At 69.4% G+C, this 23,774-nt stretch carries 20 protein-coding genes and 2 pseudogenes; 11 read left to right on the top strand and 11 right to left on the bottom strand.

The window, feature by feature from the left end; translation table 11 throughout:
* Nucleotides 1-7 precede the first annotated feature (7 nt).
* The gene (gene helR / locus ACFYXM_RS09895) at nucleotides 8-2,173 is read left to right on the top strand and encodes an RNA polymerase recycling motor ATPase HelR (RefSeq protein ID WP_389288467.1); all 2,166 of its coding nucleotides are present in this window, start codon (nucleotides 8-10) and stop codon (nucleotides 2,171-2,173) included.
* A gap of 31 nt (nucleotides 2,174-2,204) precedes the next feature.
* On the opposite strand, the gene ACFYXM_RS09890 is transcribed toward helR, so the two are convergent.
* A complete protein-coding gene (locus tag ACFYXM_RS09890; protein ID WP_389288466.1) occupies nucleotides 2,205-3,437 on the bottom strand; it encodes a glycoside hydrolase family 64 protein in 1,233 nt (410 codons plus the stop codon).
* 772 nt (nucleotides 3,438-4,209) lie between these two features.
* Between ACFYXM_RS09890 and ACFYXM_RS09885 the strand changes: the two are divergent.
* The 4 genes and pseudogenes from ACFYXM_RS09885 to ACFYXM_RS09870 form a co-directional block, all read left to right on the top strand.
* Nucleotides 4,210-4,695: pseudogene (locus ACFYXM_RS09885) on the top strand (RHS repeat-associated core domain-containing protein); the annotation flags it as partial.
* A gap of 858 nt (nucleotides 4,696-5,553) precedes the next feature.
* Complete coding sequence (locus tag ACFYXM_RS09880) at nucleotides 5,554-5,907, top strand: hypothetical protein (protein ID WP_389288465.1); 354 nt, start codon at nucleotides 5,554-5,556, stop codon at nucleotides 5,905-5,907.
* Nucleotides 5,908-5,965: 58 nt separating this feature from the next.
* A complete protein-coding gene (locus ACFYXM_RS09875) occupies nucleotides 5,966-6,253 on the top strand; it encodes a LysE family transporter (RefSeq protein ID WP_389288464.1) in 288 nt (95 codons plus the stop codon).
* Entirely contained in the window at nucleotides 6,136-6,417 is a 282-nt protein-coding gene (locus ACFYXM_RS09870; protein ID WP_389288463.1) for a LysE family translocator, read from the top strand. Before ACFYXM_RS09875 ends, ACFYXM_RS09870 begins: the two co-directional genes overlap by 118 nt.
* Before the next feature lie 63 nt (nucleotides 6,418-6,480).
* On the opposite strand, the gene ACFYXM_RS09865 is transcribed toward ACFYXM_RS09870, so the two are convergent.
* Together ACFYXM_RS09865 and ACFYXM_RS09860 are read right to left on the bottom strand one after the other, a co-directional pair.
* Nucleotides 6,481-6,744 (bottom strand): DUF397 domain-containing protein, encoded by a 264-nt coding sequence (locus ACFYXM_RS09865; RefSeq protein WP_389288462.1) that lies wholly within the window; start codon nucleotides 6,742-6,744, stop codon nucleotides 6,481-6,483.
* Nucleotides 6,741-7,562: a helix-turn-helix domain-containing protein gene (locus ACFYXM_RS09860; RefSeq protein ID WP_389288461.1), complete on the bottom strand. Its 822-nt coding sequence runs from the start codon at nucleotides 7,560-7,562 to the stop codon at nucleotides 6,741-6,743. The genes ACFYXM_RS09865 and ACFYXM_RS09860 overlap by 4 nt, the downstream gene beginning before the upstream one ends.
* Before the next feature lie 111 nt (nucleotides 7,563-7,673).
* Here ACFYXM_RS09860 and ACFYXM_RS09855 point away from each other — a divergent pair, with 111 nt between their 5' ends.
* From ACFYXM_RS09855 to ACFYXM_RS09835, 5 genes and pseudogenes are all read left to right on the top strand, one after another.
* Entirely contained in the window at nucleotides 7,674-8,093 is a 420-nt protein-coding gene (locus tag ACFYXM_RS09855; protein ID WP_389288460.1) for an ATP-binding protein, read from the top strand.
* A 145-nt stretch (nucleotides 8,094-8,238) separates the two neighbouring features.
* Nucleotides 8,239-9,108 (top strand): MBL fold metallo-hydrolase, encoded by an 870-nt coding sequence (locus ACFYXM_RS09850; protein ID WP_389288459.1) that lies wholly within the window; start codon nucleotides 8,239-8,241, stop codon nucleotides 9,106-9,108.
* 62 nt (nucleotides 9,109-9,170) lie between these two features.
* A pseudogene (locus ACFYXM_RS09845) lies at nucleotides 9,171-9,386 on the top strand (endo-alpha-N-acetylgalactosaminidase family protein); the annotation flags it as partial.
* Nucleotides 9,387-10,033: 647 nt separating this feature from the next.
* Complete coding sequence (locus ACFYXM_RS09840; protein WP_389288458.1) at nucleotides 10,034-11,617, top strand: acyl-CoA carboxylase subunit beta; 1,584 nt, start codon at nucleotides 10,034-10,036, stop codon at nucleotides 11,615-11,617.
* A gap of 90 nt (nucleotides 11,618-11,707) precedes the next feature.
* Nucleotides 11,708-11,911: an acyl-CoA carboxylase subunit epsilon gene (locus ACFYXM_RS09835; protein ID WP_389288457.1), complete on the top strand. Its 204-nt coding sequence runs from the start codon at nucleotides 11,708-11,710 to the stop codon at nucleotides 11,909-11,911.
* A 156-nt stretch (nucleotides 11,912-12,067) separates the two neighbouring features.
* Here ACFYXM_RS09835 and ACFYXM_RS09830 read toward each other — a convergent pair whose 3' ends face one another.
* The 8 genes from ACFYXM_RS09830 to ACFYXM_RS09795 all read right to left on the bottom strand — a co-directional run bounded on the left by ACFYXM_RS09830 (nucleotide 12,068) and on the right by ACFYXM_RS09795 (nucleotide 22,867).
* Entirely contained in the window at nucleotides 12,068-12,649 is a 582-nt protein-coding gene (locus ACFYXM_RS09830; RefSeq protein WP_014048542.1) for an ATP/GTP-binding protein, read from the bottom strand.
* The gene (locus tag ACFYXM_RS09825; protein WP_389288456.1) at nucleotides 12,630-13,259 is read right to left on the bottom strand and encodes a DUF742 domain-containing protein; all 630 of its coding nucleotides are present in this window, start codon (nucleotides 13,257-13,259) and stop codon (nucleotides 12,630-12,632) included. The genes ACFYXM_RS09830 and ACFYXM_RS09825 overlap by 20 nt, the downstream gene beginning before the upstream one ends.
* Before the next feature lie 112 nt (nucleotides 13,260-13,371).
* Entirely contained in the window at nucleotides 13,372-13,785 is a 414-nt protein-coding gene (locus tag ACFYXM_RS09820; RefSeq protein WP_026057603.1) for a roadblock/LC7 domain-containing protein, read from the bottom strand.
* 10 nt (nucleotides 13,786-13,795) lie between these two features.
* Entirely contained in the window at nucleotides 13,796-17,167 is a 3,372-nt protein-coding gene (locus ACFYXM_RS09815; RefSeq protein WP_389288455.1) for a nitrate- and nitrite sensing domain-containing protein, read from the bottom strand.
* A gap of 352 nt (nucleotides 17,168-17,519) precedes the next feature.
* Nucleotides 17,520-18,101 (bottom strand): ATP/GTP-binding protein, encoded by a 582-nt coding sequence (locus tag ACFYXM_RS09810; RefSeq protein WP_072487286.1) that lies wholly within the window; start codon nucleotides 18,099-18,101, stop codon nucleotides 17,520-17,522.
* Nucleotides 18,082-18,489 carry a DUF742 domain-containing protein gene (locus ACFYXM_RS09805; protein ID WP_389288454.1) on the bottom strand — a complete coding sequence of 136 codons (408 nt, stop codon included), beginning with the start codon at nucleotides 18,487-18,489 and terminating at the stop codon, nucleotides 18,082-18,084. Before ACFYXM_RS09805 ends, ACFYXM_RS09810 begins: the two co-directional genes overlap by 20 nt.
* A gap of 118 nt (nucleotides 18,490-18,607) precedes the next feature.
* Nucleotides 18,608-19,021: a roadblock/LC7 domain-containing protein gene (locus tag ACFYXM_RS09800; protein ID WP_362021331.1), complete on the bottom strand. Its 414-nt coding sequence runs from the start codon at nucleotides 19,019-19,021 to the stop codon at nucleotides 18,608-18,610.
* A 9-nt stretch (nucleotides 19,022-19,030) separates the two neighbouring features.
* Entirely contained in the window at nucleotides 19,031-22,867 is a 3,837-nt protein-coding gene (locus tag ACFYXM_RS09795; RefSeq protein ID WP_389288453.1) for a nitrate- and nitrite sensing domain-containing protein, read from the bottom strand.
* A 580-nt stretch (nucleotides 22,868-23,447) separates the two neighbouring features.
* Between ACFYXM_RS09795 and ACFYXM_RS09790 the strand changes: the two genes are divergently transcribed.
* Nucleotides 23,448-23,636 carry a hypothetical protein gene (locus ACFYXM_RS09790; protein ID WP_389288452.1) on the top strand — a complete coding sequence of 63 codons (189 nt, stop codon included), beginning with the start codon at nucleotides 23,448-23,450 and terminating at the stop codon, nucleotides 23,634-23,636.
* Nucleotides 23,637-23,774: the final 138 nt, after the last annotated feature.

Genomic DNA, 23,774 nt, shown 5'->3' with positions numbered 1-23,774 from the left:
TGATGCAGTGAACCCCCTGACCACCACCGCTTTCGATCTTCCCGACCGCCTCGCCGCCAAGGCCGATCCGGCGCTGGTCTCCGAAGACGAGCGGCACTTCGCGGCCATCGCGCAGTGCTTGGACGAACTGATCGCCGAACTGTCCGCACGCCTCGACGCCGAGCGCAGGGCGCCCGGTGGTCCGGGACGGCAGGCGATGGACCGGGACGCGGAGATCCACCGGCTGACCGCCCGCCTGCGCACCCTGCGCCGTTTCGGCCTGGATCTGTGCCTCGGCCGCATGGTCGGTGCGGACGGTGCCGAGCCCGTGTACGTCGGACGGCTCGGCCTGACGGACGACTCGGGGCGCAGGCTGCTGGTCGACTGGCGTTCCCCGGCGGCCGCACCGTTCTTCGGAGCCACCCACGGCAATCCGATGGGGCTGGCGAGCCGCCGCCGGTATCGCTGGACCGGCGGCCGGATCAGCGACTACTGGGACGAGGTGTTCACCCCGGACGGGTTCGTCGGTCACGCCGCGCTCGACGACCAGTCCGCGTTCATCGCGAGCCTGGGCGGCAACCGGTCGGAGCGGATGCGGGACGTGCTCGGCACCATCCAGGCCGACCAGGACGCCATCATCCGCGCGGGATCGCGCGGCGCCCTCGTCGTCGACGGCGGTCCGGGCACGGGAAAGACCGTCGTCGCCCTGCACCGCTCCGCCTACCTCCTCCACTCCGACCCGCGCCTCGGTCACCGCCGCGGTGGGGTGCTGTTCGTCGGCCCGCACCAGCCGTACCTGGGCTACGTCGCCGACGTCCTGCCCAGCCTCGGGGAGGAGGGCGTGCGGACGTGCACCCTGCGGGACCTGGTCGCCGAGGGGGCCGGGGCGGGCACCGAGACCGACCCGGAGGTGGCCCGCCTGAAGTCGTCCGCGGACCTGGTGGGGGCCATCGAGACGGCCGTCCGGTTCTACGAGGAACCGCCCACCGAGGCGATGACGGTCACCACCCACTGGTCGGACATCCCGCTGACCGCCGACGACTGGGCCGCGGCGTTCCAGGCGGCGGAACCCGGCACCCCGCACAACGAGGCGCGCGACCAGGTCCGGGAGGAGCTGCTCACGATCCTCGTGGACAAGCATGAGGGCGACGCCCCGGAGCAGCTGCTCCGCACCTCGCTGCTGCGGAACAGGGACCTGCTCACGGCCTTCGACCGCGCGTGGCCGCTGCTCGAAGCGGCCGACCTCGTCGCGGACCTGTGGTCCGTACCCGCCTACCTGAGGATGTGCGCCCCCTGGCTCGCCCCGGACGAGGTCCGGCTGTTGCGGCGTGCGGACGCCCCTGCCTGGACGGTCTCCGACCTGCCGTTCCTGGACGCGGCACGACAACGGCTCGGCGACCCCGAGGCGTCGCGGCGGGCGCAACGGCACAGGGCCGCACTCGCCGCCGAACGCGAGCACATGGCCAGGGTGATCGACACCATCCTCCAGGCGGACGACGACGGCGAGGGCGCGGTGACGATGCTGCACGGCCAGGACATGAAGGACACCCTGGCCGGCGGGACCGTTCCGTCCGGCATCGAACCCGACCTGCTGGCCGGTCCGTTCGCGCACGTCGTCGTGGACGAGGCGCAGGAACTGACCGACGCGGAGTGGCAGATGCTGCTGCTGCGCTGCCCGTCCCGGAGCTTCACCATCGTCGGTGACCGTGCCCAGGCCAGGCACGGGTTCACGGAGTCGTGGCGGGAACGGCTGGAGCGCGTCGGGTTCGACCGGATCAGCCTGGCCTCCCTGAGCATCAACTACCGCACGCCCGAGGAGATCATGGCGGAGGCCGAGCCGGTCGTCCGGGCCGCGCTCCCCGACGCCAACGTACCGACCTCCATCCGCAGCGGCGGCGTCCCCGTCGTCCACGGGCCGGTCTCCGACCTGCACACCATCCTCGACACCTGGCTCGCGGAGCACGTCGACGGGATCGCCTGCGTCATCGGCGATCCCGCCTTCCGGCCGACTCCCCGGGTCAGGGCGCTGCCCCGCGTCCGGTCGCTGACCCCGGAGCTGTCGAAGGGGCTGGAGTTCGACCTGGTCGTCCTCGTCGACCCGGATGCGTTCGGCGAGGGCGTCGAAGGAGCGGTGGACCGCTATGTGGCGATGACGCGGGCGACCCGGCAGCTCGTCGTCCTCACGAGCACCTGACGGCGGCGCTCCGGTCGAGGGGTTGGGAGTCTCAGGCCCCCGCGCTCACCGTGAAGCGGCGCGGATTGCCGTCGTTGGCGGCGCCCGAGACATCGGGCTGGCCGTCGGGGCGCACGTCGTCGTACGGGAAGGCGTAGCCGATCGGACTGTTGGCGTGGACGACGCGCGCCCAGTGGTTCGTGACGGGGCCCCGGTAGCAGTCCGCCGCGGGAATGCCGTTGGGCTGGTCGGGGTGGGTGAGCATGAGGGAACGGTTGAACCCGGCCGCGAGCCGGGCCAGCAGCGCCTTCTTGTCGTCCGGGGCGCCCGGGTCGTTGGCGAACGGCCCGTGGTCGCAGGTGAAGACGTCCCTGGAGACCGGTTTGGTGAAGGCGTGCCCGCCGTCGAACGTCAGCACGTCACCGGTGACCCGACCGGTCCGGACGCCCCGGCCGCCCTGGAGGTCGATCCGCAGATCGGTGGAGCGGTACTTCTCCCAGACCTGGTCGATGTACGCCGTGAACGCGTCCCGGAACGGCATCTCGTCCGGTCGGTCGAAGAACGGGGCCATGAGGTTCTGCGGCGAGATCACCCGCAGCACCCCGCCGTCCGCACCCCGGATCACCAGCTTGTCCCAGGGCTGCCCGTCGACGGCGGCCTGGGCGGTGAGCCCGTCCGCGATCCGCCCGACCGCACCGTCCGGGAGCGGGGCCACGGTGTGGGTGGCGTCGCCCTCCAGGGTCAGGCCGATCGGCAGCGCGGTGACCAGGTCGACATAGCTGATGTTCGCGTACAACTGCTGCGGGTCGAAGGTGAATTCACAGAACGACCAGGTGCTCCCGTAGTTGGGGTCGGTGGGCGTCGCGAACGCCGGTTCGACCAGGGCCGGGCCGGGGTTGAGGAAGAAATCCAGGGTGTCGTCCCGCACGAAGTATACGCGCGAGCCGTACATCTGCGGCAGCGTCAGCACGACGGGCGGCCCGCCCGCCGCGTTCAACGGGATCGCGCAGTCGACGGGCAACGGCGTCTGCGGCGCGGCGGGGGAGTCGGGCCGGTGGACACTACCGTCGGCCCGCAGCAGCACCCAACTGCCGGTGCCCTGTTCGTGACCGGTGACGTAGGCGTTGACCCTGCCCGGCAACGACCGGTTCTCCAGGGCGAGTTCACAGGTTGCCGGGGCAGCGGCGAAGGCACTCGACCCCAGCGCGTCGGTCCAGAGGGGAGAGGCGAGAGCAGTAGCGGAGGCGGCGGCGCCGCGGGTCAGGAACGTTCTGCGTGAGATCACGAGAGGACTCCCGAGACGTGTGGGGGTTGCGGGCGAAGCCGGTCGTACGGGGTGGGGCCCGGCGGCATCCGCGGGTGCGCACCAGTGTTCCGGCGACCCGGCGAGAGCGTCAAGCCTCGGCCATCGTTCATTTCCCCCTTCTCCAGGATCAGGAATATTCGCCAAGCGCGGCGAATTGCTAAAAGCCCCCGCAAGATGGCAAGGAAAGTGAAAGGCTGCTTCAAGAATCGATCGCAATTCGGCGACTACGCCGGTTCCGTGATCGGATACAGTGCTGACCTGAAGGCGCAGTACAGAAATTACACGCGGTCGGTCGACTCCCTGGCGCGAACTAGAGCGGCAAAATGGTTCAAAAGTATGTCTGATGTGGACCCGGCTCCCGAGGTAAGGGCTGCGGTCGACGGTAGGTAGAATCCCGGTTGGTGGGGGTTCGCGAGATCGAAACCCCCGCCGACTGAATTACTCACATTTAGATAGGCGGGGTGGGCGGCATGGCGCGAAGATGGACAGGAGATCGGTCTGGGAAAATTGTATTCATGATAGGGGGGGTGATTTTCACTCTCTCGTCCTGGGGGTCCTGGTGGTCCCTTCTCCCGGCGGCTTACACCATCATTCTGGCTACCCTGATCATTGAGGATATTTGGACGACTTCCAGGGTGAAGAGATTGCATAGAAACGGGAATCGATAACTTTCTGGGCCGCTGCGGAAGAAACTCGCACCTCGAAAGAGATTTCACGGAAGAAACCGGCGGCCCTTGGGCTTCTCCGTGGCCGTACCAACCGCGAGTCCCTCACCTCGCCCCCGGCGGCCCCGGGTTTGGGCTGCACCGCCACCGGAGTAACCACCACCAACCAGACCTATGACAGCGCCGACCGACTCGTCGGCATCGGTTACGTCTGCGGCGCCTTCGGCCGCACCACCGCTCTGCCCGGCAGCATGAGTGACACGGTCCTCCAGCTCACCACCGTCCACGGTGATGTCGCTCTCCGGCTCCCGCTTGACTCCACGCAGGTTCCCGTCGCACTCGATTCCGATGAGTTCGGCAACGTACGCACCAGTCGGACAAGCACTCGCTACAACTGACTTGGCGCCAAGCGGCGCTCTGCTGTGACCCTCACAGGTCTCCTCCTCATCGGCGTCCGCCTCTGCAATCCCAACACCGGTCGATTCCTCTCTGCCGACCCCGTCCACGGCGGGGGAGGCAATTTTTACGGTTACCCCGGCGATCCGATCAACCAGTTTGATCTGGATGGAAAGAGCTGACCCAAAAAGCAACGGAGAAAGCACAAGCATCGTCCACCGAGCTATCTCTATCGGGTGGGATTTTCTGCGGGACCGGGCATGCGTCTTCCCTTCGGGCGTCGGTGCCCTGCTGTTGACACCCAGGTCGACATCAGCGTAACGCTGCGGATTTCAGCTTCGAAGCACGGTGGTCCCGCTGGCTGCGTGACATAATTCGCGCGGCCGGTTCCCCCGTCGTTCCAGGGGGCTGCACGAGTGGGTCAGGATGGGGAGTTGAGATGGGTGAATGGCGGAGTGCGTCACAGCCAGTGCTTTTTGACTCAAGGAGCATTGGAGCTCGATAGTTTGCTGCCAGCCCTCTTCTGACTCAGAATAAAAGCGAAGAGTGCCGCACGAATACCCGAGGCAGCCTATCTTCTCTGCCTTGTACCCTGGGTCTTTCCACTCGCCCTATGTGACCTCGTCGCCCGAGGATGGCTGACGGAGGACGCGGGGTCATGGCGCTGACCGGGGCGAGGGGAAGGCCAGGTGTGTTCGGGCCAAGGAACGCGTTCTGTGAGTACAGCAGCAGGTGCACGAGGACATTGGGACGGCCGACTTCGTGGCGACGATCAACGTCCTGCGCCGCATGGTCGCCAATGCGGGCGGTGACGGCAACCTGCCTGACTGAGGGAGCGCCGCAGGCGGATGTTGATCACGGCGGTGACCCTCACACGCGGCACTGACATCGAACCCGGTCGCCGCCGTGCAACTGCTGGTCACGACGACGACCTGGCGCGGAAACTGCGTGGGCGTCGCGCTCCCGGCGCCGGTATCGTCCGGTCCCGGACCATCCGCACCAGCGGGGCCACCCGCGTTCAGAGGGCGATTCACATGACCAGCCGACGAGCAACGACGACCCTGTGGCGCCCCACCGGCCCCGAGGAACTCGACCTGATCCGCGAGCTGAACTGGCGTGCTTGGCCGCCTCGGCTCCCCGAGCAGCCGATCTTCTACCCGGTCCTCAATGAGGACTACGCGATCAAGATCGCGAGAGACTGGAACGTGAAGCACAGTGGTGTCGGCTTCGTGACCCGATTTGACGTCGAGTCGGAGTTCTTGAGCCGGTATCCCGTCCAGCAGGCCGGAGGGCGGACGATCCTGGAACTCTGGATTCCGGCTGAGGAGCTGGACGACTTCAACGCCCACATCGTCGGCGAGATCCAGGTGGTCCACGAGTTCCGCTGACAATCGTGGGCGAGGTCGTTACTGACGGGGCAGGCCGCCCCGGTGCGGAGATCGCTGGGTGACCGCCCTGCTCACCGCTTCGCACGTCGCCTACGAGATCCTGCGCTGGGCCGGTGTCGCCTACCTGCCGTGGATGGCCGCCCGCATGGTCCGTGACACCTTCCGCGGTGAGCGTCCGACCATCGATCCGGCCGAGGCCCGTGCCGGGGCCGACACGTTTGTCGGAGGGTGGCGACAAAGAACGCTGACCAACTGTTCAACCCGAAGATGGGCGTCTTCAGCGTCGCCGTCCTGCCCCAGTTCGTTCCGGAGGGCGCGCGGCACTTCTCGATGGGGCTGCTGTTGACTGCCGTCCACATTGCGTTGGGACTGATCTGGTCGAGTGTCCTGATCGTCTCCGCGACCGCGCTGAGCACGTGGCTGCGGAAGCCGCGGGCTCGCAGGATCCTCGATCGTGTCACCGGCACCGTCATCGGGGCCTTCGCGCTGCGGCTGGGGCTCAGCGACTGACGGGACGTTCCTGCACATTCACCGGTACCTCGACCCGAACGGCGGGCCGAGGACGGTGAGGTGTCAGATGGTGGCGGTGATGAAGGTGGTCCAGGTGGTGGGCTGGACGGTGAGGATCGGGCCACCCACGACCTTGGAATCACGGATGTGAACGGCGGCGGGGTGGGCGGCCACCTCGACGCAGTCGCCGCCCTGGCTACCGCTGTGACTGGACTTGCGCCAGTCGTAGGCGACTTCGATGCAGTTGCCGCCCTGGTCGGTGCTGTAGCTGGACTTGAACCAGGCCAGTGCGGTGGTACGGGGAGCCGGGTGTGCTGCGCGGGTCATTTCTCTCCAAGCAGTTCGTCCAGTAGGCGCGCGCTCTTCTCGACGGAGAGCGCCTGCGATCGAAGCATCCCATATTTCTGCTGGAGCACACTGACGTCGTCGGGGTCCTCGTGCAGGTAACTGGTCAGTTGCCCTTCGACATAAGCGAGATGGTCATGGTCGGGGGTTTCCAACAGCACCATGGGCCCCGAGAGCCCGGCATGCCTCGGGAGTTTCATCGGCATGATCTGAAGCCCCAGGAAGGGGAGTTCCATGCAGCGGCGCAAGTGTTCGATCTGTCCTCGCATTATGGCGGAGTCCCCCAGCTCGCTGCGGAGGATGCTCTCCTCCAGGATGAAGTGCAGCATGGGACGGGGCTTGCGTTGCAGGAGCCTCTGCCGGTCGAGCCGGGCTGCCACCCACTCTTCCTGTTCGTCCTCTTCGAGGGGTGGATAGAGGCAGGAGAAGAGGAACCGGATGTACTCCTCGATCTGGAGCAGGCCCGGTACAGCCTGGCTCTCGTACGACAGCAGTGTCAGCGCGTCCTGTTCGTAGTCGATGAAGTCCTGCACGAACGCCGGGAATCGCTCCTTCTTCGGCACTCTCGCCACCGCGACCTGCAACACCCCCTTCGTCTCCAGCAGTTCGTCCAACTGGACCGCGAAGTCTGCCTGGAGTGGCCTGCGCCCCTGTTCGATCGACGCGATTGTCTCCTCGCCCACGCAGCACCGGTCCGCCAGTGCCGCCTGCGTCATCCCCGCCGCCTTGCGGAACGTCGCCAACTGGGCGCCGATCAGGTGCCAGGACGTGATCCGCTTGTTCCTCTTTGCCGAGTGCATGGATTGCCTCTCCCCGTTGTGAAACCCGTATGACCCGTCAGAAGCCGTACGTGTGCGACGTACGGCCTCACACGCTGATCAAAGCTAGTGACGTTGTGTGACCTTGGTGGTGTGAATGAGGTAAATCAACTCCCGTATTCCTGCACGTCGTTCCAGAGTCGTGAGCGGCGATCCGTGCCGCTCGTAAGGCGGTTCGTACGCAAGGCGCTCGTCGACTGGGCGTGCGAGTCCCGTGCCGACGACGTGTTGCTCTGCGTGAGCGAACTCGTCACCAACGCCCTGCTGCACGGCGTCCCACCCGGGCGGGGGTACCAGGTGAGCATGCAGCTGGAACCGACGGACGACATCCTGCGCGTCGAGGTCCACGACAGCGGTGACGGGAAGGTTGGTCCGGCCGATGCGGCCCCGGAGCCCGACGCGGAAGGCGGGCGGGGGCTGCTGCTGGTGGCGGCGCTCGCGGACAAGTGGGGCGTGGGGGAGCGGAACCCCGGCAAGGTGGTGTGGTGCGAGTTCGCGGTGCGCGGCCGGTGATTCCCTCCGGTTGTCCCGCTCCGAGAGGGGCACAGAACCGGAAATACCAGAGTGGCGGGTTCTACCGGTTTCGATCGTACGTCGGTTATTTCTGGGACAGCGGCCCTCGACGGGTCGTTCCCGTGGAAGTGGAAGGAACCCGGCCGTGGACGACTGGTACGTGGACGATCGCTGCACCAACTGCGACGTCGCCCGGCAATTCGCGCCCGACCTGATCGTCGAGGAGGACAGGACATCGCGGATCCTGCGGCAACCGGACGACGAGGCGGAGGCGAGGCGCTTACATGCCGCCGTCTTCGCCTGTCACACCCGCTCGATCCGTCCCGCGTCGGGGCGGATCGACCCGGCACTCGACCCGTTCCCGATGGCGCTGGACGACGGAGTACTGGTGTGCGGGCACAACTCCCGGCGCACCGCCGGCGCGAACTCCTACCTCCTCCTTCGGCCCTCGGGCACGGTCATGATGATCGACACCCCGCGCTGGAGCCCCGGACTCGCCGAGCGGTACGCGGCATCGGGCCCCGTCACCGACGTACTGCTCACCCATCGCGACCACGTCGCGCACGGGCGGCGCTACGCCGATCACTTCGGTGCCCGGCTGTGGATCCACGAAGGCGACCTCGACGCGGTACCGGACGCGGACCAGGTGATCCGGGGGCTCGACCCCGTCGAGATCGGTGAGGGCGTCACCGCCCATCCGCTCCCCGGCCACACCCGGGGCAGTGTGCTCTACCTCGCGGACGACCGGCACTGCTTCAGCGGCGACAGCTTCTACTGGTCGCGTACGACCGGTGATCTCGAAGTCGCGGAGAGCGTGACCTGGTACTCCATCGAGGTGCTGGCCGCCTCCCTGGCCCGGACGGCCGGGCGGCTGCGGTTCGAGTGGGTGCTGCCGGGACACGGCGACCGGCAGCGGCTGGACGCAGACGAGATGTCCCGGCGGCTGCGCGCACTGACGGAACGCACGGCACTGCTGCGGCCCCGGCCGGTCGACTTCACGGCCGTCCGCTGGTGAGCAGGGTTCGTCGGCGGCCGTTCGGAGAGGCCGAGGGCGCGCGGGGCCGTCGGCCGCCGGGGGTGTTCAAGGGGTACGCCTCCGAGGGGCACGACTAGGCCCACCCCGACTGCGGCGGCGACTGCAAAGAGCGCGCCGGAGGCCTGAAGGATCTCAACTCCCTTCTGAGGAAGGGAAAGAAGTGGGGCGCGACCTTCGGCGTCCACGTCAACGCCACGGAGGCGTACCCGGAGGCCAGGGAGTTCGACGAGCAGTTCGTCGACAAGAACGGGCCCGGTGCGCAAGCGCGGCGACGCCACGGACGGGAGCCCGACCGTCCCCGAGGGGTGGACGGCCGAGCCCGCCGGAGCCGTCGCCTCGACACGGTGGCCCCGGGCGCCGAGGTCAGCGGGCCCGGCCGCAGCGGCGCCCCGGTGGACGTCGTCTGGGAGCGGCTGGTGCACCGGGTCGTCCCCGCGGACCCGGGCAACGAGGTGCTCGGCACCGGGCGGCGCCTGGTGCCGAGGGTTCGGCCGGGGCGGACGGGCGCACCCCGCGGTGCGAGGTCCGACAGGCGACGCCGCGACGGGGGAGGCCCACCGGGCTCCGTGAGTCTTCCGGCCTTCCGGGGCCTCCCGGCCTGACCGGGACACCTCCCGGCCTTCCTCGGGAGGCCCCGGCAGGTCCCCGGGCACCGGGGCCGCGGACCCTCCGAGAGGGGCGTACCCTCGTGCGGAACGCCCGACCGGAGCACACCCCGAGGCTGAAAGGAGTGTGCGGCAGACCACAGGTGCGCTTTGTTGGAACCGCACAACTCCGGACCGGCGAAAGCTGGTACTTCGCCTGCATGGCGCCCTGACACTGTAAGGCTCTACCAGGAATCGGGTCGGGAGACTGTACGGAGTCGACGGCAGGATTTGCTTGCCGGGGTTCGTAGGGTCGGTGCATGACCGTTGTGGACGAAACCCCGGGCGAGCCGAGCGACACCCGCGGCCGAGTGGCCGAGCTGCTGGCGCTGCGTGAGCAGGCCCGTAGCGGACCGAGTGACCGGGCGACCGAGGCGCAGCACGCCAAGGGCAAGCTGACGGCGCGTGAGCGCATCGAGCTGTTGGTGGACCCGGGGTCGTTCCGGGAGGTCGAGCAGCTGCGCCGGCACCGGGCGACTGGCTTCGGCCTGGAGCAGAAGAAGCCCCACACGGACGGCGTGATCACCGGATGGGGCACGGTCGACGGCCGTACGGTCTTCGTCTACGCCCACGACTTCCGGATCTTCGGCGGCGCCCTGGGCGAGGCCCATGCCACCAAGATCCACAAGATCATGGACATGGCGATCGCGGCGGGTGCCCCGCTGGTGTCGCTGAACGACGGCGCGGGCGCCCGTATCCAGGAGGGCGTCAGCGCGCTCGCCGGATACGGCGGGATCTTCCAGCGCAACACCAAGGCGTCGGGCGTCATCCCGCAGATCAGCGTGATGCTCGGCCCGTGCGCGGGCGGCGCAGCCTACTCCCCGGCGCTCACGGACTTCGTGTTCATGGTGCGGGACACCTCGCAGATGTTCATCACCGGTCCGGACGTGGTGAAGGCGGTCACGGGCGAGGAGATCACCCAGAACGGCCTCGGCGGCGCCGACGTGCACGCCGAGACCTCGGGCGTGTGCCACTTCGCGTACGACGACGAGGAGACCTGCATCGCCGAGGTCCGGTACCTGCTCGGTCTGCTGCCCTCCAACAACCGGGAGAACCCGCCGGCCGTGGCCGGTGACGACCCGGCCGACCGGCGCGGCGACGTCCTGCTGGACCTGGTCCCCGCCGACGGCAACCGTCCGTACGACATGCACAAGGTCATCGAGGAGCTCGTCGACGACGGCGACTACCTGGAGATCCACGAGCGCTGGGCCCGCAACATCGTGTGCGCCCTCGCCCGCATGGACGGCCAGGTCGTCGGGATCGTGGCCAACCAGCCGCAGGTCCTGGCCGGTGTCCTGGACATCGAGGCGTCCGAGAAGGCGGCCCGTTTCGTCCAGATGTGTGACGCCTTCAACATCCCCATCATCACTCTTCTGGACGTACCCGGCTTCCTTCCGGGGGTGGACCAGGAGCACGGTGGAATCATCCGGCACGGCGCGAAGCTGCTCTACGCGTACTGCAACGCCACCGTGCCGAGGATCTCGCTGATCCTGCGCAAGGCGTACGGCGGTGCCTACATCGTGATGGACAGCCAGTCCATCGGTGCCGACCTGACGTACGCCTGGCCGACCAACGAGATCGCCGTGATGGGCGCGGAGGGCGCCGCCAACGTGATCTTCCGCCGGCAGATCGCCGAGGCCGCCGACCCGGAGGCCATGCGGACACGCATGGTCAAGGAGTACAAGGCCGAACTGATGCACCCGTATTACGCGGCGGAGCGCGGCCTGGTCGACGACGTCATCGACCCCGCCGAGACCCGCGAGGTGCTGATCGCCTCGCTCGCCATGCTCCGCACCAAGCACGCCGACCTGCCGTCGCGCAAGCACGGCAACCCCCCGCAGTAGTCCCGCGGCCGCGCTCGCGGGAGTACCGCGAGCCGCCGGGTCCGCGAAGACCTGCCCAGAAGACCTGTCGAGAAGACGGAGAGACCTCCCATGAGCACTGCCACAGCATCCGTGCTGCGCGTCGAGAAGGGCACCGCAGCCCCCGAGGAACTGGCCGCGATAACCGCCGTCCTGCTCGCCCGCGCCGCCGCGCAGCCCGCCGCCACACCCGCCCACCGCGGCCGCAGCACCGCCGGGTGGCGCCGTCTGGAGCGCACCCCGGGCTTCCGTGCCCCGCACTCCTGGCAGTGCTGACGGACGCCACGACACGCTGATGCCCCGCACTCCCGGTCTTCCGGTGAGTGCGGGGCATCAGTACGTCGTACGGACTTCTCTTCCCTGGCCTCGCTCCCGGTGGCACCCGCCTCGTTCCCGGTGACACCCGCGGGCGCCACCGGGAGAGGCTGGTCCTCAGCGCAGCCGAGCCATCAGCGCGTGCTCGACGAGCGTGATCAGCGCGCTCTTGGCGTCGGCGCGGTGCCGGGCGTCCGTGGTCAGGATCGGGGTGTCGGGTCCGATCTGGAGTGCTTCGCGGACCTCGTCGGGGGTGTAGGGCTGGTGTCCGTCGAAGCCGTTGAGGGCGATGACGAACGGGAGGCCGCTGTTCTCGAAGTAGTCGACGGCGGGGAAGCAGTCGGCGAGGCGGCGGGTGTCGACGAGGACGACGGCGCCGATGGCGCCGCGGACGAGGTCGTCCCACATGAACCAGAAGCGGTCCTGTCCGGGCGTACCGAAGAGGTACAGGATCAGGTCCTGGTCCAGCGTGATCCGGCCGAAGTCCATCGCCACCGTCGTGGTGGTCTTGTCCCCGGTGTGCGTCAGGTCGTCGATGCCCGCGGACGCGGACGTCATCACGGCTTCGGTGCGCAGCGGGTTGATCTCCGAGACGGCACCGACGAACGTGGTCTTACCCACGCCGAAGCCCCCTGCCACCACGATCTTCGCCGAGGTAGTGGAGCGGGCTGCTCCGCCGCTAGAGCTTGCGAAGTCCACTGAGCACCCTTTCGAGCAGTGTCACATCTGGCTGGCCACCGGCGGACTCGTCGCCGCCGGGCTGATGAATAGCGACGAGTCCGGCCTCTGCCAGGTCGGCTACGAGGATCCGGGCAACGCCGAGGGGTATCGAGAGCAGGGCCGAAATCTCGGCGACCGATTTGATCTCGAAGCACAACCGGCAGATCCGCTGATGCTCGGGCAACTGCCCTTGCAGCCGCGACGGATCGGCCGTGGTACTGACCAACGCCTCAATCGCGAGTTGGTAGCGCGGTCGGGTCCGGCCGCCGGTCATGGCGTACGGACGGACGAGCGGATTGTGCGCGGCGGGGGCAGCCGGCTCGGGGGCCTGCCGCGGCGGCACGGGCTGGATACGGGGCGGGGCGTCGCGGTACGGCCGCTGCGGGGACCAGGCGGGCTCCTGCGGACCGCTCGACGGATGCTGCGGGTGTTCCGGCTGCTGCGGCCACCGATGGGGCCGCAACGGCCAGTGCGGCTGCTGCGTGCCCTGTCCGCTGGGCGCAGAGGGGAAGTTGAAGGGATTGCTCCCGTGCTCACCCGGCACGTCCTGGCCGCCGTTGTACCGGTGCCCGTCTGGGGGTGTTGTCACGATTCCTCCTCCGCCTGCCGGTCCCGATCCCAGTGGGGCCGCGCCACCGCACCTTATGACCCGGTGGCGCGAAACGCACTGTCCGTTTATCAGTTAAGAAGACTTCCTTTTGCTAGTTGAGAAGACTTCCTTGCAGCTCGGCTCGGAGATCCGGCGTGAGGACGGTGCCCGCACGGTCGACGAGCAGGGCCATCTCGTAGCCGACCAGACCGATGTCGGCCTCCGGGTGCGCGAGCACGGCCAGCGAGGATCCGTCGGAGATGGACATGATGAAGAGGAAGCCGCGCTCCATCTCCACCACGGTCTGGTTCACGGCGCCGCCCTCGAAGATCCGGGAGGCACCCGCGGTCAGCGAGGTCAGACCGGAGGCGACGGCCGCGAGCTGATCGGCACGGTCACGCGGAAATCCCTCGGACATGGCCAGCAGGAGTCCGTCGGCGGAGACCACCACCGTGTGCGACACCCCGGGGGTGTTGTCCACGAAGTTGGTGATCAACCAGTTCAGATTCTGCGCCGCCTGGCTCATCGGGCTCACACTAACGCTCCTGGTGGTAGGTGTTACTCGTGTCCGAACCCGCGTTACGTCCCCGCAGTACGCCCCGCCGCAGGTTGCTCAACCTGCCGCGGACGTCCTCGGGTGCGCGGGAGACCTGTGGGCCGCCCTGCGGTGTCTGCTCCGCCGTACCCTCGACCAGATTGGCCTTGGGCACCCGCCGGGGGAGTCCGGACGGGGTGACCCCGCCCGCCTTCGGCTCACGGAGCTTCTCGGCCCGTTCCCAGCGTTCGTCGTTCTTCGAACGCCAGTCGTCGGAGCCGTTCGCGTCCTGCCGCGCGGGCGACTGTCGCGGCGGCAGCTCGTCCTGCTGCCGCGGCTGTTGCGCGGCGAGCGGCCGGCTGTTCCCGCGGCCGGTGGGCTGCCAGTGCTGCTGACCGCCCCGGCGCGGCAGACCGGCTTCGGTCAGCTCGTGGCCGGAGTTCGGGGTGGGTCCCGGACGGTTGAAGCCTACGCTTTCCGGCGCCTCGGCGGGGGTGCTCGGGGCAGATTCCGCTTCCGCTCCGGGCGAGTGCTCGTGCGTCTGCGGGGAGCCGTCCCGGTCCGTCCACTCGTCCTGCTGCGGGCCGGTGGCGAACGTCTCCTCGGACACGGGACCGGCGGAATCGCCGGACGCATATGCCGGTTCCGGATAGGGCGGTTCCGGATAGGCCGGTTCCGGATATCCGCCCGGGGCGACGGCACCGGGCTGTGCAGCCGAGCCGTCGTCGCCGGGGCGCGGCGCGTAGCCGCCCTCGTACGGGGTCCGGCCGTACTGGTCCTGCCCGTACTGCTCCGGGGCGTACGGCTGCTGTCCGGGCTCCTGCCCGTACTGCTCCTGCCGGTACTGGTCCTGCGCGTACTGGTCCTGCGCGTAGGGCTCCTGCCCGTACTGCGCCTGCCCGTAGGGCTCCTGGGAGTAGCCGTTTTGGGCGTGCTCGTTCCCGGTGTACCTGTGTTCCGGGTATCCGTTCTGCGTGTACGCGCCGTCGACGGGCCGGCCTGCGGCGTGCGGCTCCTGGGCGAACTGCGGCTGCTCATCGCCCGTATGGACGCCCAGAGCCGCCCGGCGCTCCTCGCGCAGCAGCGAGCGGCCCACCGGGTCCAGCGGCGCGGCACCGGCAGGCGGCTGCTCGTAACGGGAGTCGTCGAAGCCCAGCTCCGCCGCCGTGCGCATCTGGGGCGGGGGCGCGGGCTGTTCGGTCTCCTGCTGCTCGGGAATGATCGAGGAGACGGTGAAGTCGCCCTGGGCCTCGGCCGGTTCGCCACCGCCGCCGTGGGTGATGGCGTTCGGCAGCATGACCAGCGAAGTGGTCCCGGCCTGTTCCCCCGAGGGGCGCAGCTGGACCCGGATGCCGTGCCGGTCGGACAGCCGGCCGACCACGAACAGGCCCATCCGCTGGGACACCGCGGCGTCCACCGTCGGCGGGTTGGCCAGCCGGTGGTTGATGTCGGCGAAGTCCTCGGGGGTGAGCCCGATGCCCTTGTCGTGGATCTCGATCATCACGCGGCCGTCGGGCAGCCGGGTCGCGGTGACCCGCACCTTGGTCTGCGGCGAGGAGAACGTGGTGGCGTTCTCCAGCAGCTCGGCCAGCAGATGCACCAGGTCGGTGACGGACTCGCCGTGGATCTCGGTCTCCGGTACGCCGGACACCTCGATGCGCTCGTACGACTCCACCTCGGAGCAGGCGGCCCGCACCACGTCTACCAGCGGGACCGGCTGGTTCCAGCGGCGGCCGGGTTCCTCGCCGGCGAGGACGAGGAGGTTCTCGCCGTTGCGGCGCATGCGGGTGGCCAGGTGGTCCAGCCGGAACAGGTTCTCCAGCTGGTCCGGGTCGGCCTCGTTGTTCTCCAGATCGGTGATGAGGGTCAGCTGGCCCTCGATCAGCGACTGGTTGCGGCGCGAGAGGTTGGTGAAGATCGCGTTGACGTTCCCCCGCAGCATGGCCTGCTCGGCCGCCAGCCGCACCGCCTCCCGGTGCACCTGGTCGAAGGCGCGGGCGACCTCGCCGATCTCGTCGTGGCTGTCGATCGGCAGCGGGCGGACACGGGTGTCGACCAGCCCCGGATCGTTCCTGGACAGCTGGTCGACGAGCATCGGCAGCCGCTGCTCGGCGATCTGGAAGGCGGCCGTGCGCAGCTCGCGCATCGAACGGCTCATCTGCCGTGCCATCAGCCCGGCCAGGACGAACGCGGCCAGCAGCGCGACGATCACGACGGCGGCGTCGACGATGGCGTCGTTGCGGGCGCCGGACGAGATGTCCGCCGCCTCGGCCACCGCCTTGTCGACGAGTTCCTTCTCGACCATGGCGTAGCCGTCGAACTTGGCGGTGGCGGCCACCAGCCAGGTCTCCGGCGTGATGCCCTTCGCGGCCAGCTTCTCGGGGGACTCGCCCCGCGCGATCTGCTGGGCCATGCCGTCGAAGACCGAGCCGTCGACGCTCGGCGGGTCGGTGAAGGGGGCGCCGGCCGCCTCGGCCCGTTCCTCGGCCTTCTTCAGCTCCTTCGCCCCGGCGGCCGCCTGGGCGGTCATGACCTGCTTCAGCCGCTTCGAGTCGGCCTCCGTGCCACCGGAGCCGAACTCGTCGAGCGCGATCCGCTCCAGGTAGTTGTACGAGCCGAACGCCTTCACCTGGGCGTCGAAGGTGGCGGCCTTCCGGCTCGGCCGCACCAGGAGATGCATGCCGATGGAGCGCTGAAGCGATTCTGCGGCCTGGGCCAGCTGGATCGCGTAGACCGTGCGCCCGTAGCTGGTGATGTTGCCGGTGCCCAGGCCCAGTTCGTTGGCGAACTCCATCAGGGAGTGCTGCACCTGGACGTAGCCCTCTTCCGTCCTCACCGGGTCCATGCCCTCGGCGTAGGCGGACTTGCGCAGCTCGGGGAGCTTGGGCTCCTCCAGCCGGAACAGCTGCAGGCGCCGTTCCAGGCCGCGCTTCGCGGGCATGCCCTTCACGGCCTCGTCGAACTTGGCCGCGGCAGCGTCGGTGGTGGCCCGGACCCGGTCGATCGTGGCGTCGTCGCGCTCGTTCGACAGGAGGGGGCGCGCCGTGAGGTCGCGTTCGTCGAGGAGGGCCTGGCCGTACTCGGAGGCAGCGCGGACGATCAGCGCGGTCTTCTCGGCGTCCTGGGCCTCGCGCCAGGTGTCGACCGAGCCCTTCACCTGGAAGCCGCCCATGACCAGGCCGACCAGCACCGGGATGAGGAGGATGGCGTTCAGTCGGGTGGGCACCCGCCAGTTGCGCGGGGCCAGCCGACTGGTGCTGCCGCCCGACCCCGTGTGTGCGGACGCGTCGGCGGGCGATGCCGCGGCACGCGACGGCGGGGTGAAATTGCCCCGCTCAGGCTGCGCCGCGGAGCCATCCTTGCTTCGCCTCACTCGAACAACAACCTCTCGGCGTCGGCACTACGGTGTGCCGTATTTCGTTCAGGGCCGTACTACTCAGAAGTTCGTCGAATTCCAGCACGGGGAGCGGTCGCGTTCCAAACACTCGGAATCAGCCATTCCGAGTGGTCCAAGCCTCGGATAAAACGGGCATAAAGAGCGAGCCCCGCCAAAAGGCGAGGCTCATGTGAGCGCAGCGGCACCGATTGACCGCATCGGGTGCTGAATACGCGGCAATTCTCTGTCGAAACGTTATGAAGGCGGGGGCGGATCGTGTCTAAGGACACAGTCCCGCCCCCCGCGCGGGTCGCACTTGCAACTACCGTACCGCTCTACCGACTTGCACCTACTTGAGGCGTGCCATCAGCGCGTGCTCGACGAGGGTGATCAGTCCGCTCTTGGCGTCGGCGCGGTGCCGGGCGTCCGTCGTGATGATCGGGGTGTCGGGTCCGATCTGGAGTGCTTCGCGGACCTCGTCGGGGGTGTAGGGCTGGTGTCCGTCGAAGCCGTTGAGGGCGATGACGAACGGGAGGCCGCTGTTCTCGAAGTAGTCGACGGCGGGGAAGCAGTCGGCGAGGCGGCGGGTGTCGACGAGGACGACGGCGCCGATGGCGCCGCGGACGAGGTCGTCCCACATGAACCAGAAGCGGTCCTGTCCGGGCGTACCGAAGAGGTACAGGATCAGGTCCTGGTCCAGCGTGATCCGGCCGAAGTCCATCGCGACGGTCGTCGTCGTCTTGCCGCCCGTGTGCGTCAGGTCGTCGATGCCCGCGGACGCCGAGGTCATCACGGCTTCGGTGCGCAGCGGGTTGATCTCCGAGACGGCACCGACGAACGTGGTCTTACCCACGCCGAAGCCCCCTGCCACCACGATCTTCGCCGAGGTGGTGGCCCGGGCTGCTCCGCCGCTAGAGCTTGCGAAGTCCACTGAGCACCCTTTCGAGCAGTGTCACATCCGGCGCGCCGCCGGCCTCTCCGTTGCCCGGCTGGTGGATGGCCACCATGCCGGCTTCCGCCAGGTCCGCGACGAGGATCCGGGCCACGCCGAGCGGCATCGACAGCAGGGCCGAGACCTCGGCCACCGACTTGACCTCGCGGCACAGGTGGCAGATCCGCTGGTGCTCGGGGAGCAGCGTCGCCATGTGCGCGGGGTCGGCCGTGGTGGAGACCAGCGCCTCTATGGCGAGCTGGTAGCGGGGCCGGGTCCGGCCACCGGTCATGGCATACGGGCGGACCAGCGGCTGGTCGCCTTCTCCGTCGTACGACGCGTGGTGCAGTGCGCCGTACGGTTCGGATGAGGCGGGTGGCGGGGTCATGAATCCTCCGGGCGTGACAGCAGAGTGTCGGCTTGCCGTCTGAAAGGCCGGTGGGGGCTCTAGGCGGCCGGACGGGCGACGGTCTGAGGGCGTTTCCTGATGGTCGGTTCGCGGCCGCCTATTGGAGCAGGCTGCCTTGGAGTTCGGCTCGGAGGTCCGGGGTGAGGACGGTGCCGGCGCGGTCGACCAGGAGGGCCATCTCGTAGCCGACCAGACCGATGTCGGCTTCCGGGTGCGCGAGCACGGCCAGCGAGGATCCGTCGGAGATGGACATCAGGAACAGGAAGCCCCGTTCCATCTCCACCACGGTCTGGCTGACGGCGCCGCCCTCGAAGATCCGGGAGGCACCCGCGGTCAGCGAGGTCAGACCGGAGGCGACGGCCGCGAGCTGATCGGCACGGTCACGGGGGAAACCTTCGGACATGGCCAGCAGGAGTCCGTCGGCGGAGACCACCACCGTGTGCGACACCCCGGGGGTGTTGTCCACGAAGTTGGTGATCAACCAGTTCAGATTCTGCGCGGCCTGACTCATCGGGCTCAACTAACGCTCCTGCTGGTGAGTGGGGCCGAGTGGAAAACTGCCGGTCGACTGGTTGTTGGCCTGCCGACCCTGCTGGATGCCCCGGCGGAGATTGGTCAACCGCCCGCGCACGTCGTCGGGCGCACGCGACACCTGCGGACCCGACTGGTGGTTCTGCTGCTGGGCGGTGCCCGGCACCAGGTTGGCGCGAGGGACCCGGCGAGGCAGTCCGGACGTGGTGACTCCGCCTGCCGCGGGATTCTTGGCCCGCTCCGCCTGCCGTACGAGTTCGTCGTTCGGCGAGGGGCGCCAGGAGCTTGCGGGGGAACCGGAGTCGCTTCCCGTGAGGTGCGGCGCGGCGGGAGCCGGGGGATCCTCCTGCTCCGCGTGCCCAGGGGAAGCCGGACCCTGCGGCCCGGCGGGCGGCTGCTGGCCGCCCTGCTGCGGGCCGTGGAACCAGTTCGTCTCCAGGGTGTCGTACAGCGGCGTACGGCCGTCGCCCGGACCGGCCGCAGTCGGCAGCGACTCGGGCTGCGCCTGCGACGGCGGGACCGGACGGTACTGCCCGTCACCGGCGGTGGTGGGCGCGGCGGGCGGACGCGGGGCGCCGAAGTCCTCGTCTTCCCGGCTCCGCTGACGCGGCGCCGACAGACCCTGGTCCCGCACGGGCGCGGGCGCCTGCTGCCCGAAGTCGGGGCGGGCGAACTGCGCGGTGCTCGCCGGGTCCTGCTGCTGTCCGAAGTCCGGACGGGCGAACTGACCGGTGCCCGCGGGGTCCTGCTGCTGTCCGAAGTCGGGGCGGGCGAACTGGCCGGTGCCCGCCGGGTCCTGGGACGGCCCGTCCAGCGGCGACCGGCCCTGCGGACCCTGGCCCTGCGGGGCGGGGGCCGAGAAGTCGGGGCGCGCGAACTCGGCGGTGGAGCCGGGGCCCTGCCGGTCGTCGTCCAGCGAGGGCCGCGGCGCGAGCTGCGGGTTCCCCGGCAGCTGGAACCGGCCGGTGGTCTCGGGCTCCTCGTGGCCGCGCGGGGCGTCCGGCTGCGCCGGGTCCCCGGTGCCCCACCCGGCCTGCTGCGGGCGCTGCGGCAGGGGAGTGCCGCCGGGCAGCTCGGCACGCGGGCCGCCGACCGGGGGCAGCTGACGACCGGAGTCCGCCGGAGCGCCGGGGTGGCCGAACGGGTCCTGCGGGGCCTGCTGAGGCTGCGGGGCCTGCGGAGCCTGCCACGCGGCCAGGTCCGGCCGGCCCTGCGGGCCACGCGCGTCCTGGTGGCCCCTGCCGCGGTTCTCGTCGAACAGGCCGGGCCCGTTCGGCCCCGGATGTCCGGTGTTGCCGCCCTGGCCGCGGGCGCCGAGCCGGGCGGCGTTGCCGAAGGCACCGGCGAGGCCGCCGCCCTGACGCGGCGCCGGGCGCGGGACGTCCTGGGGACCGCCGTCGGACGGGAATCCGGCGTTCTGCCTGCCCTTCTCGTCCGGCGAACGGCGGGCACCGCCGTCCCGCGTGGGCAGCGCCGCACGCGGACCGGGGCCCGCGCCGACCTGGCCGCGCGGACCGTTCTGGCCTCCCGGGACCGCGGGAGCGCCACCGGGGCCGCCCGCCGCGCCGGGGCCGCCGCCCGCGCCCAGGGCCCCGCCGGGGGCCCCGGCGGGCTGCTGCCCGGGTCCCTGACCGGGGGCCGGGCGGTTGCCGCCGTGCGCCACCTCGACGGGCAGCATGACCAGCGCGGTCGTACCACCGGAGTCGGAGGGCCGCAGCTGGATCCGGATGCCGTGGCGCAGCGACAGGCGGCCGACCACGAACAGACCCATGCGGCGGGAGACGGAGACGTCCACGGTGGGCGGCGAGGCCAGCCGCTCGTTGATCGCGGCCAGGTCCTCGGGGGAGAGACCGATGCCGGTGTCGTGGATCTCGACCAGCACCCGGCCGTCGGGCAGCGCGTGACCGGTGACCCGGACCTTCGTCTGCGGGGAGGAGAACGACGTCGCGTTCTCCAGCAGCTCGGCGAGCAGGTGCACGAGGTCGTTGACGACCCGGCCCGCGACCTCGGTGGCGGGCACCGCGGCCAGTTCGATGCGCTCGTACTGCTCCACCTCGGAGGCGGCGGCGCGGAGCACGTCGACCAGCGGGACGGGCCGCGTCCACCGGCGGCCCGGCTCCTCGCCCGCGAGGACGAGGAGGTTCTCGCCGTTGCGGCGCATGCGGGTCGCGAGGTGGTCGAGCTTGAAGAGCGAGGACAGCTGATCCGGGTCGGCCTCGCGCGACTCCAGCTCGGAGATGAGCGAGAGCTGACGCTGGATGAGGCCCTGGCTGCGGCGCGAGAGGTTGGTGAACATCGCGTTGACGTTGCCTCGCAGGAGCGCCTGCTCGGCGGCGAGCCGGACCGCCTCGCGGTGCACGTCGTCGAAGGCCGCGGCCACCTGGCCGATCTCGTCCCGGGAGTGCACACCGACGGACTCGACCGAGGTGTCGACGTCCTGCGGGTCGGCCTCGGACAGCTGCTTGACGATCTCGGGCAGCCGGTCCTGTGCGACACGCGTAGCGGTGTCCTGGAGCCGTCGCAGCGAACGGATCATCGACCGGGCGACGACGAAGGCGCCGACCAGCGAGACGCCGAGCACCAGCAGGATGAGCGCACCGCTGATGATCGCCTGGCGCTTCGACTCGTCGCGCAGTTCGCGGGCCTTGCTCTCCATGTCACCGAGGAGGGTGGCCTCGATGGTCGTCATGGCATTGATCTTGGTGGAGCTCTGGTCGTACCAGTCCATGTAGGAACGGCGCGCCGTGCCGCTCAGGCCCGTGGGGCTTGTCAGCACCTTCTTCGCGTAGGTCTCGGCGGCCTTGATCTCCGGATTGCCGTTGGTCAGCGTGGAGGTCAGGTCGGCGGCGTTGTTGCCGGTGGCCGAGTAGACCGCCGCGAAGGAACGCATGGCCGCGCCCTCCTTGTCCAGCGCCGCTTTGCCGAACTGCTGGTCGTTCTTGTCGAGATGCGGTTTCTTGTCCCCGACGGGCAGGGCCGCGGCGATGATCGCCCGCTGGATCGAGGCGTACTCCTTGGCGGAGGAGAAGGCCGCCAGCGCCCGGGTCCGCTTGATCATCTCCGAGTTGCTGGTGGCCTGGGCCATGTCCTGCGAGAGGCTCAGCAGCGAGGTGATCAGCTGGCTGTACCGGTCGACGGTCTGGAGGCTCGGCGTGCCCTTGGCGTACGCCGTCTTGCGGATCTCGCGGATGTCGCCCAGCTGGGTGGCGATCTGGTTGACGCTGGAGTAGATGCCCTCGAGGGCCTCGTCACCGGAGGGGTCGCCGATGGAGGTCGTCGCGTCGAGGAAGGCGGCCTGCGCCTTGTCGGTCTTCTCGCGAGGAACGCTGACCTTGTAGTTGCTGGTGGTCCCGCCGTGGGACAGCGGACCGGCCGAGCTGTCGCGCTCCGCCTGGAGCGCCTGGGCGAGCGAGGTCGCCTGCATGGTCAGCTTGGTGAGCAGCTGCATGTGGTCCAGCTGCTGCATGTCGTTCATGGACTCATGGATCCGCAGACCGCCGAGTGTGGTCGCCGCGACCACGGGCAGCGCGAGCAGCGAGACCAGGCGCGTGCTGATGCGCCAGTTGCGAAGGGCCATGCGCGAACCCGCGCCGGAGGGCTCGCGGGACTTGGACGACGCGTCCGGCTCGCCGCCGGCGGCGTCCGGCGCGCTGCCGGGACGGCGGTCGTCCCCGTCGCCGGATCTGGCGGGTCCGGGGCCCTGGGCGTGCTGGGGCGAGGAGCCGCGGTCGGTCCCGCCGTGCGGCTCCGGCTCCGCCGCGGCTTCCCCCCGGCCCTGACGGGCCTGGGGTGACCCGGTGCCATCCCTCTTGAAACGTCCCTGCACTAGCGTCGCAACCTCTGGACCAGGCGCCCCCTCCGCGCGAGGCGGGTGGGACGGTGTCGGCGTCACGGGGCGAGGTTTCCGCCCCTGTCGGTCGTGAGTGACCGGCGCTCTTCCCCCTTTCCGCCGCCACTCGGCGCTGCTTGCGCCCCTGCGCGCCGGCCTGAAAACCCGCGGCGGTGCGTGGAATTCCAGCACAGTGCCGGATCTCCAACAAGGGCCCCGTGCCAGGGCGGGATGCGGGTGACCCGTTGTGATGGAGGGGTAACCAGTGGTGGACGGTGATCATGGACAAAACGGAATATTGATCATCAATGGGCGGGCGGTGCGGGGTGTCCCAGTCGACATGATCAGGAGCGGAATGGCTGATTCAGTTAATGAATGTCTGTTTTGTCGCAGGTCATCGCATGCCTGAATTGGGGCATTTATCCCTGGAATGGTGAGCAAACTCACATGATGATCGCCGTCTCATCCGGGCTTTCCAAGGGAATTCGATGTTTAGCCTTGCGTTTTACAGGGATGGCACATCCGACAACCGGCGCCCCTCCGGGCGGCGCCCGTACCGACAGGGTCCCAGCGACAGATGAAGACGACGAAGACGCTCCGCAACATCGCCAACCCCCGCCGCACCACGCTGGCGCACCTCGAGGACGCCGCCGAACTGCCGACGCCGGAACGCCCGGAGCACTCCGTCGAGCTGCCCTCCCAGACGGCCAACCCCCGCCGCACCATCCTGATGGAGGCCCCGGCCCCGGCCGTGGTCGCCGAGTAGTACGCACGGCCGCCCCTCACGGCCCGGCGCGCCGCCTCGCGACCCCGTGCCGGACGGCGTTCCTTCCGGGCGGATCCCGCAGGCTGAGGCGTTAGCCTGGAGTGTCAGTCTTCAGTCAGCCAGCAAGTGAGGGGCGAC

Origin of the sequence: Streptomyces sp. NPDC002476, assembly GCF_042889785.1 — a bacterium.
Lineage (GTDB): Bacteria > Actinomycetota > Actinomycetes > Streptomycetales > Streptomycetaceae > Streptomyces.
The sequence above is the reverse complement of the archived record's forward strand: the minus strand, read 5'-3'. Positions and strand labels throughout refer to the sequence as shown.

Excerpts from the sequence above, each read along its gene's own strand:
- ACFYXM_RS09880 (WP_389288465.1), top strand. The coding sequence starts at position 5,554 with ATGACCAGCCGACGAGCAACGACGACCCTGTGGCGCCCCACCGGCCCC.
- ACFYXM_RS09865 (WP_389288462.1), bottom strand. The coding sequence starts at position 6,744 with ATGACCCGCGCAGCACACCCGGCTCCCCGTACCACCGCACTGGCCTGG.
- ACFYXM_RS09860 (WP_389288461.1), bottom strand. The coding sequence starts at position 7,562 with ATGCACTCGGCAAAGAGGAACAAGCGGATCACGTCCTGGCACCTGATC.
- ACFYXM_RS09840 (WP_389288458.1), top strand. The coding sequence starts at position 10,034 with ATGACCGTTGTGGACGAAACCCCGGGCGAGCCGAGCGACACCCGCGGC.
- ACFYXM_RS09835 (WP_389288457.1), top strand. The coding sequence starts at position 11,708 with ATGAGCACTGCCACAGCATCCGTGCTGCGCGTCGAGAAGGGCACCGCA.
- ACFYXM_RS09820 (WP_026057603.1), bottom strand. The coding sequence starts at position 13,785 with ATGAGCCAGGCGGCGCAGAATCTGAACTGGTTGATCACCAACTTCGTG.
- ACFYXM_RS09805 (WP_389288454.1), bottom strand. The coding sequence starts at position 18,489 with ATGACCCCGCCACCCGCCTCATCCGAACCGTACGGCGCACTGCACCAC.
- ACFYXM_RS09800 (WP_362021331.1), bottom strand. The coding sequence starts at position 19,021 with ATGAGTCAGGCCGCGCAGAATCTGAACTGGTTGATCACCAACTTCGTG.
- ACFYXM_RS09790 (WP_389288452.1), top strand. The coding sequence starts at position 23,448 with ATGAAGACGACGAAGACGCTCCGCAACATCGCCAACCCCCGCCGCACC.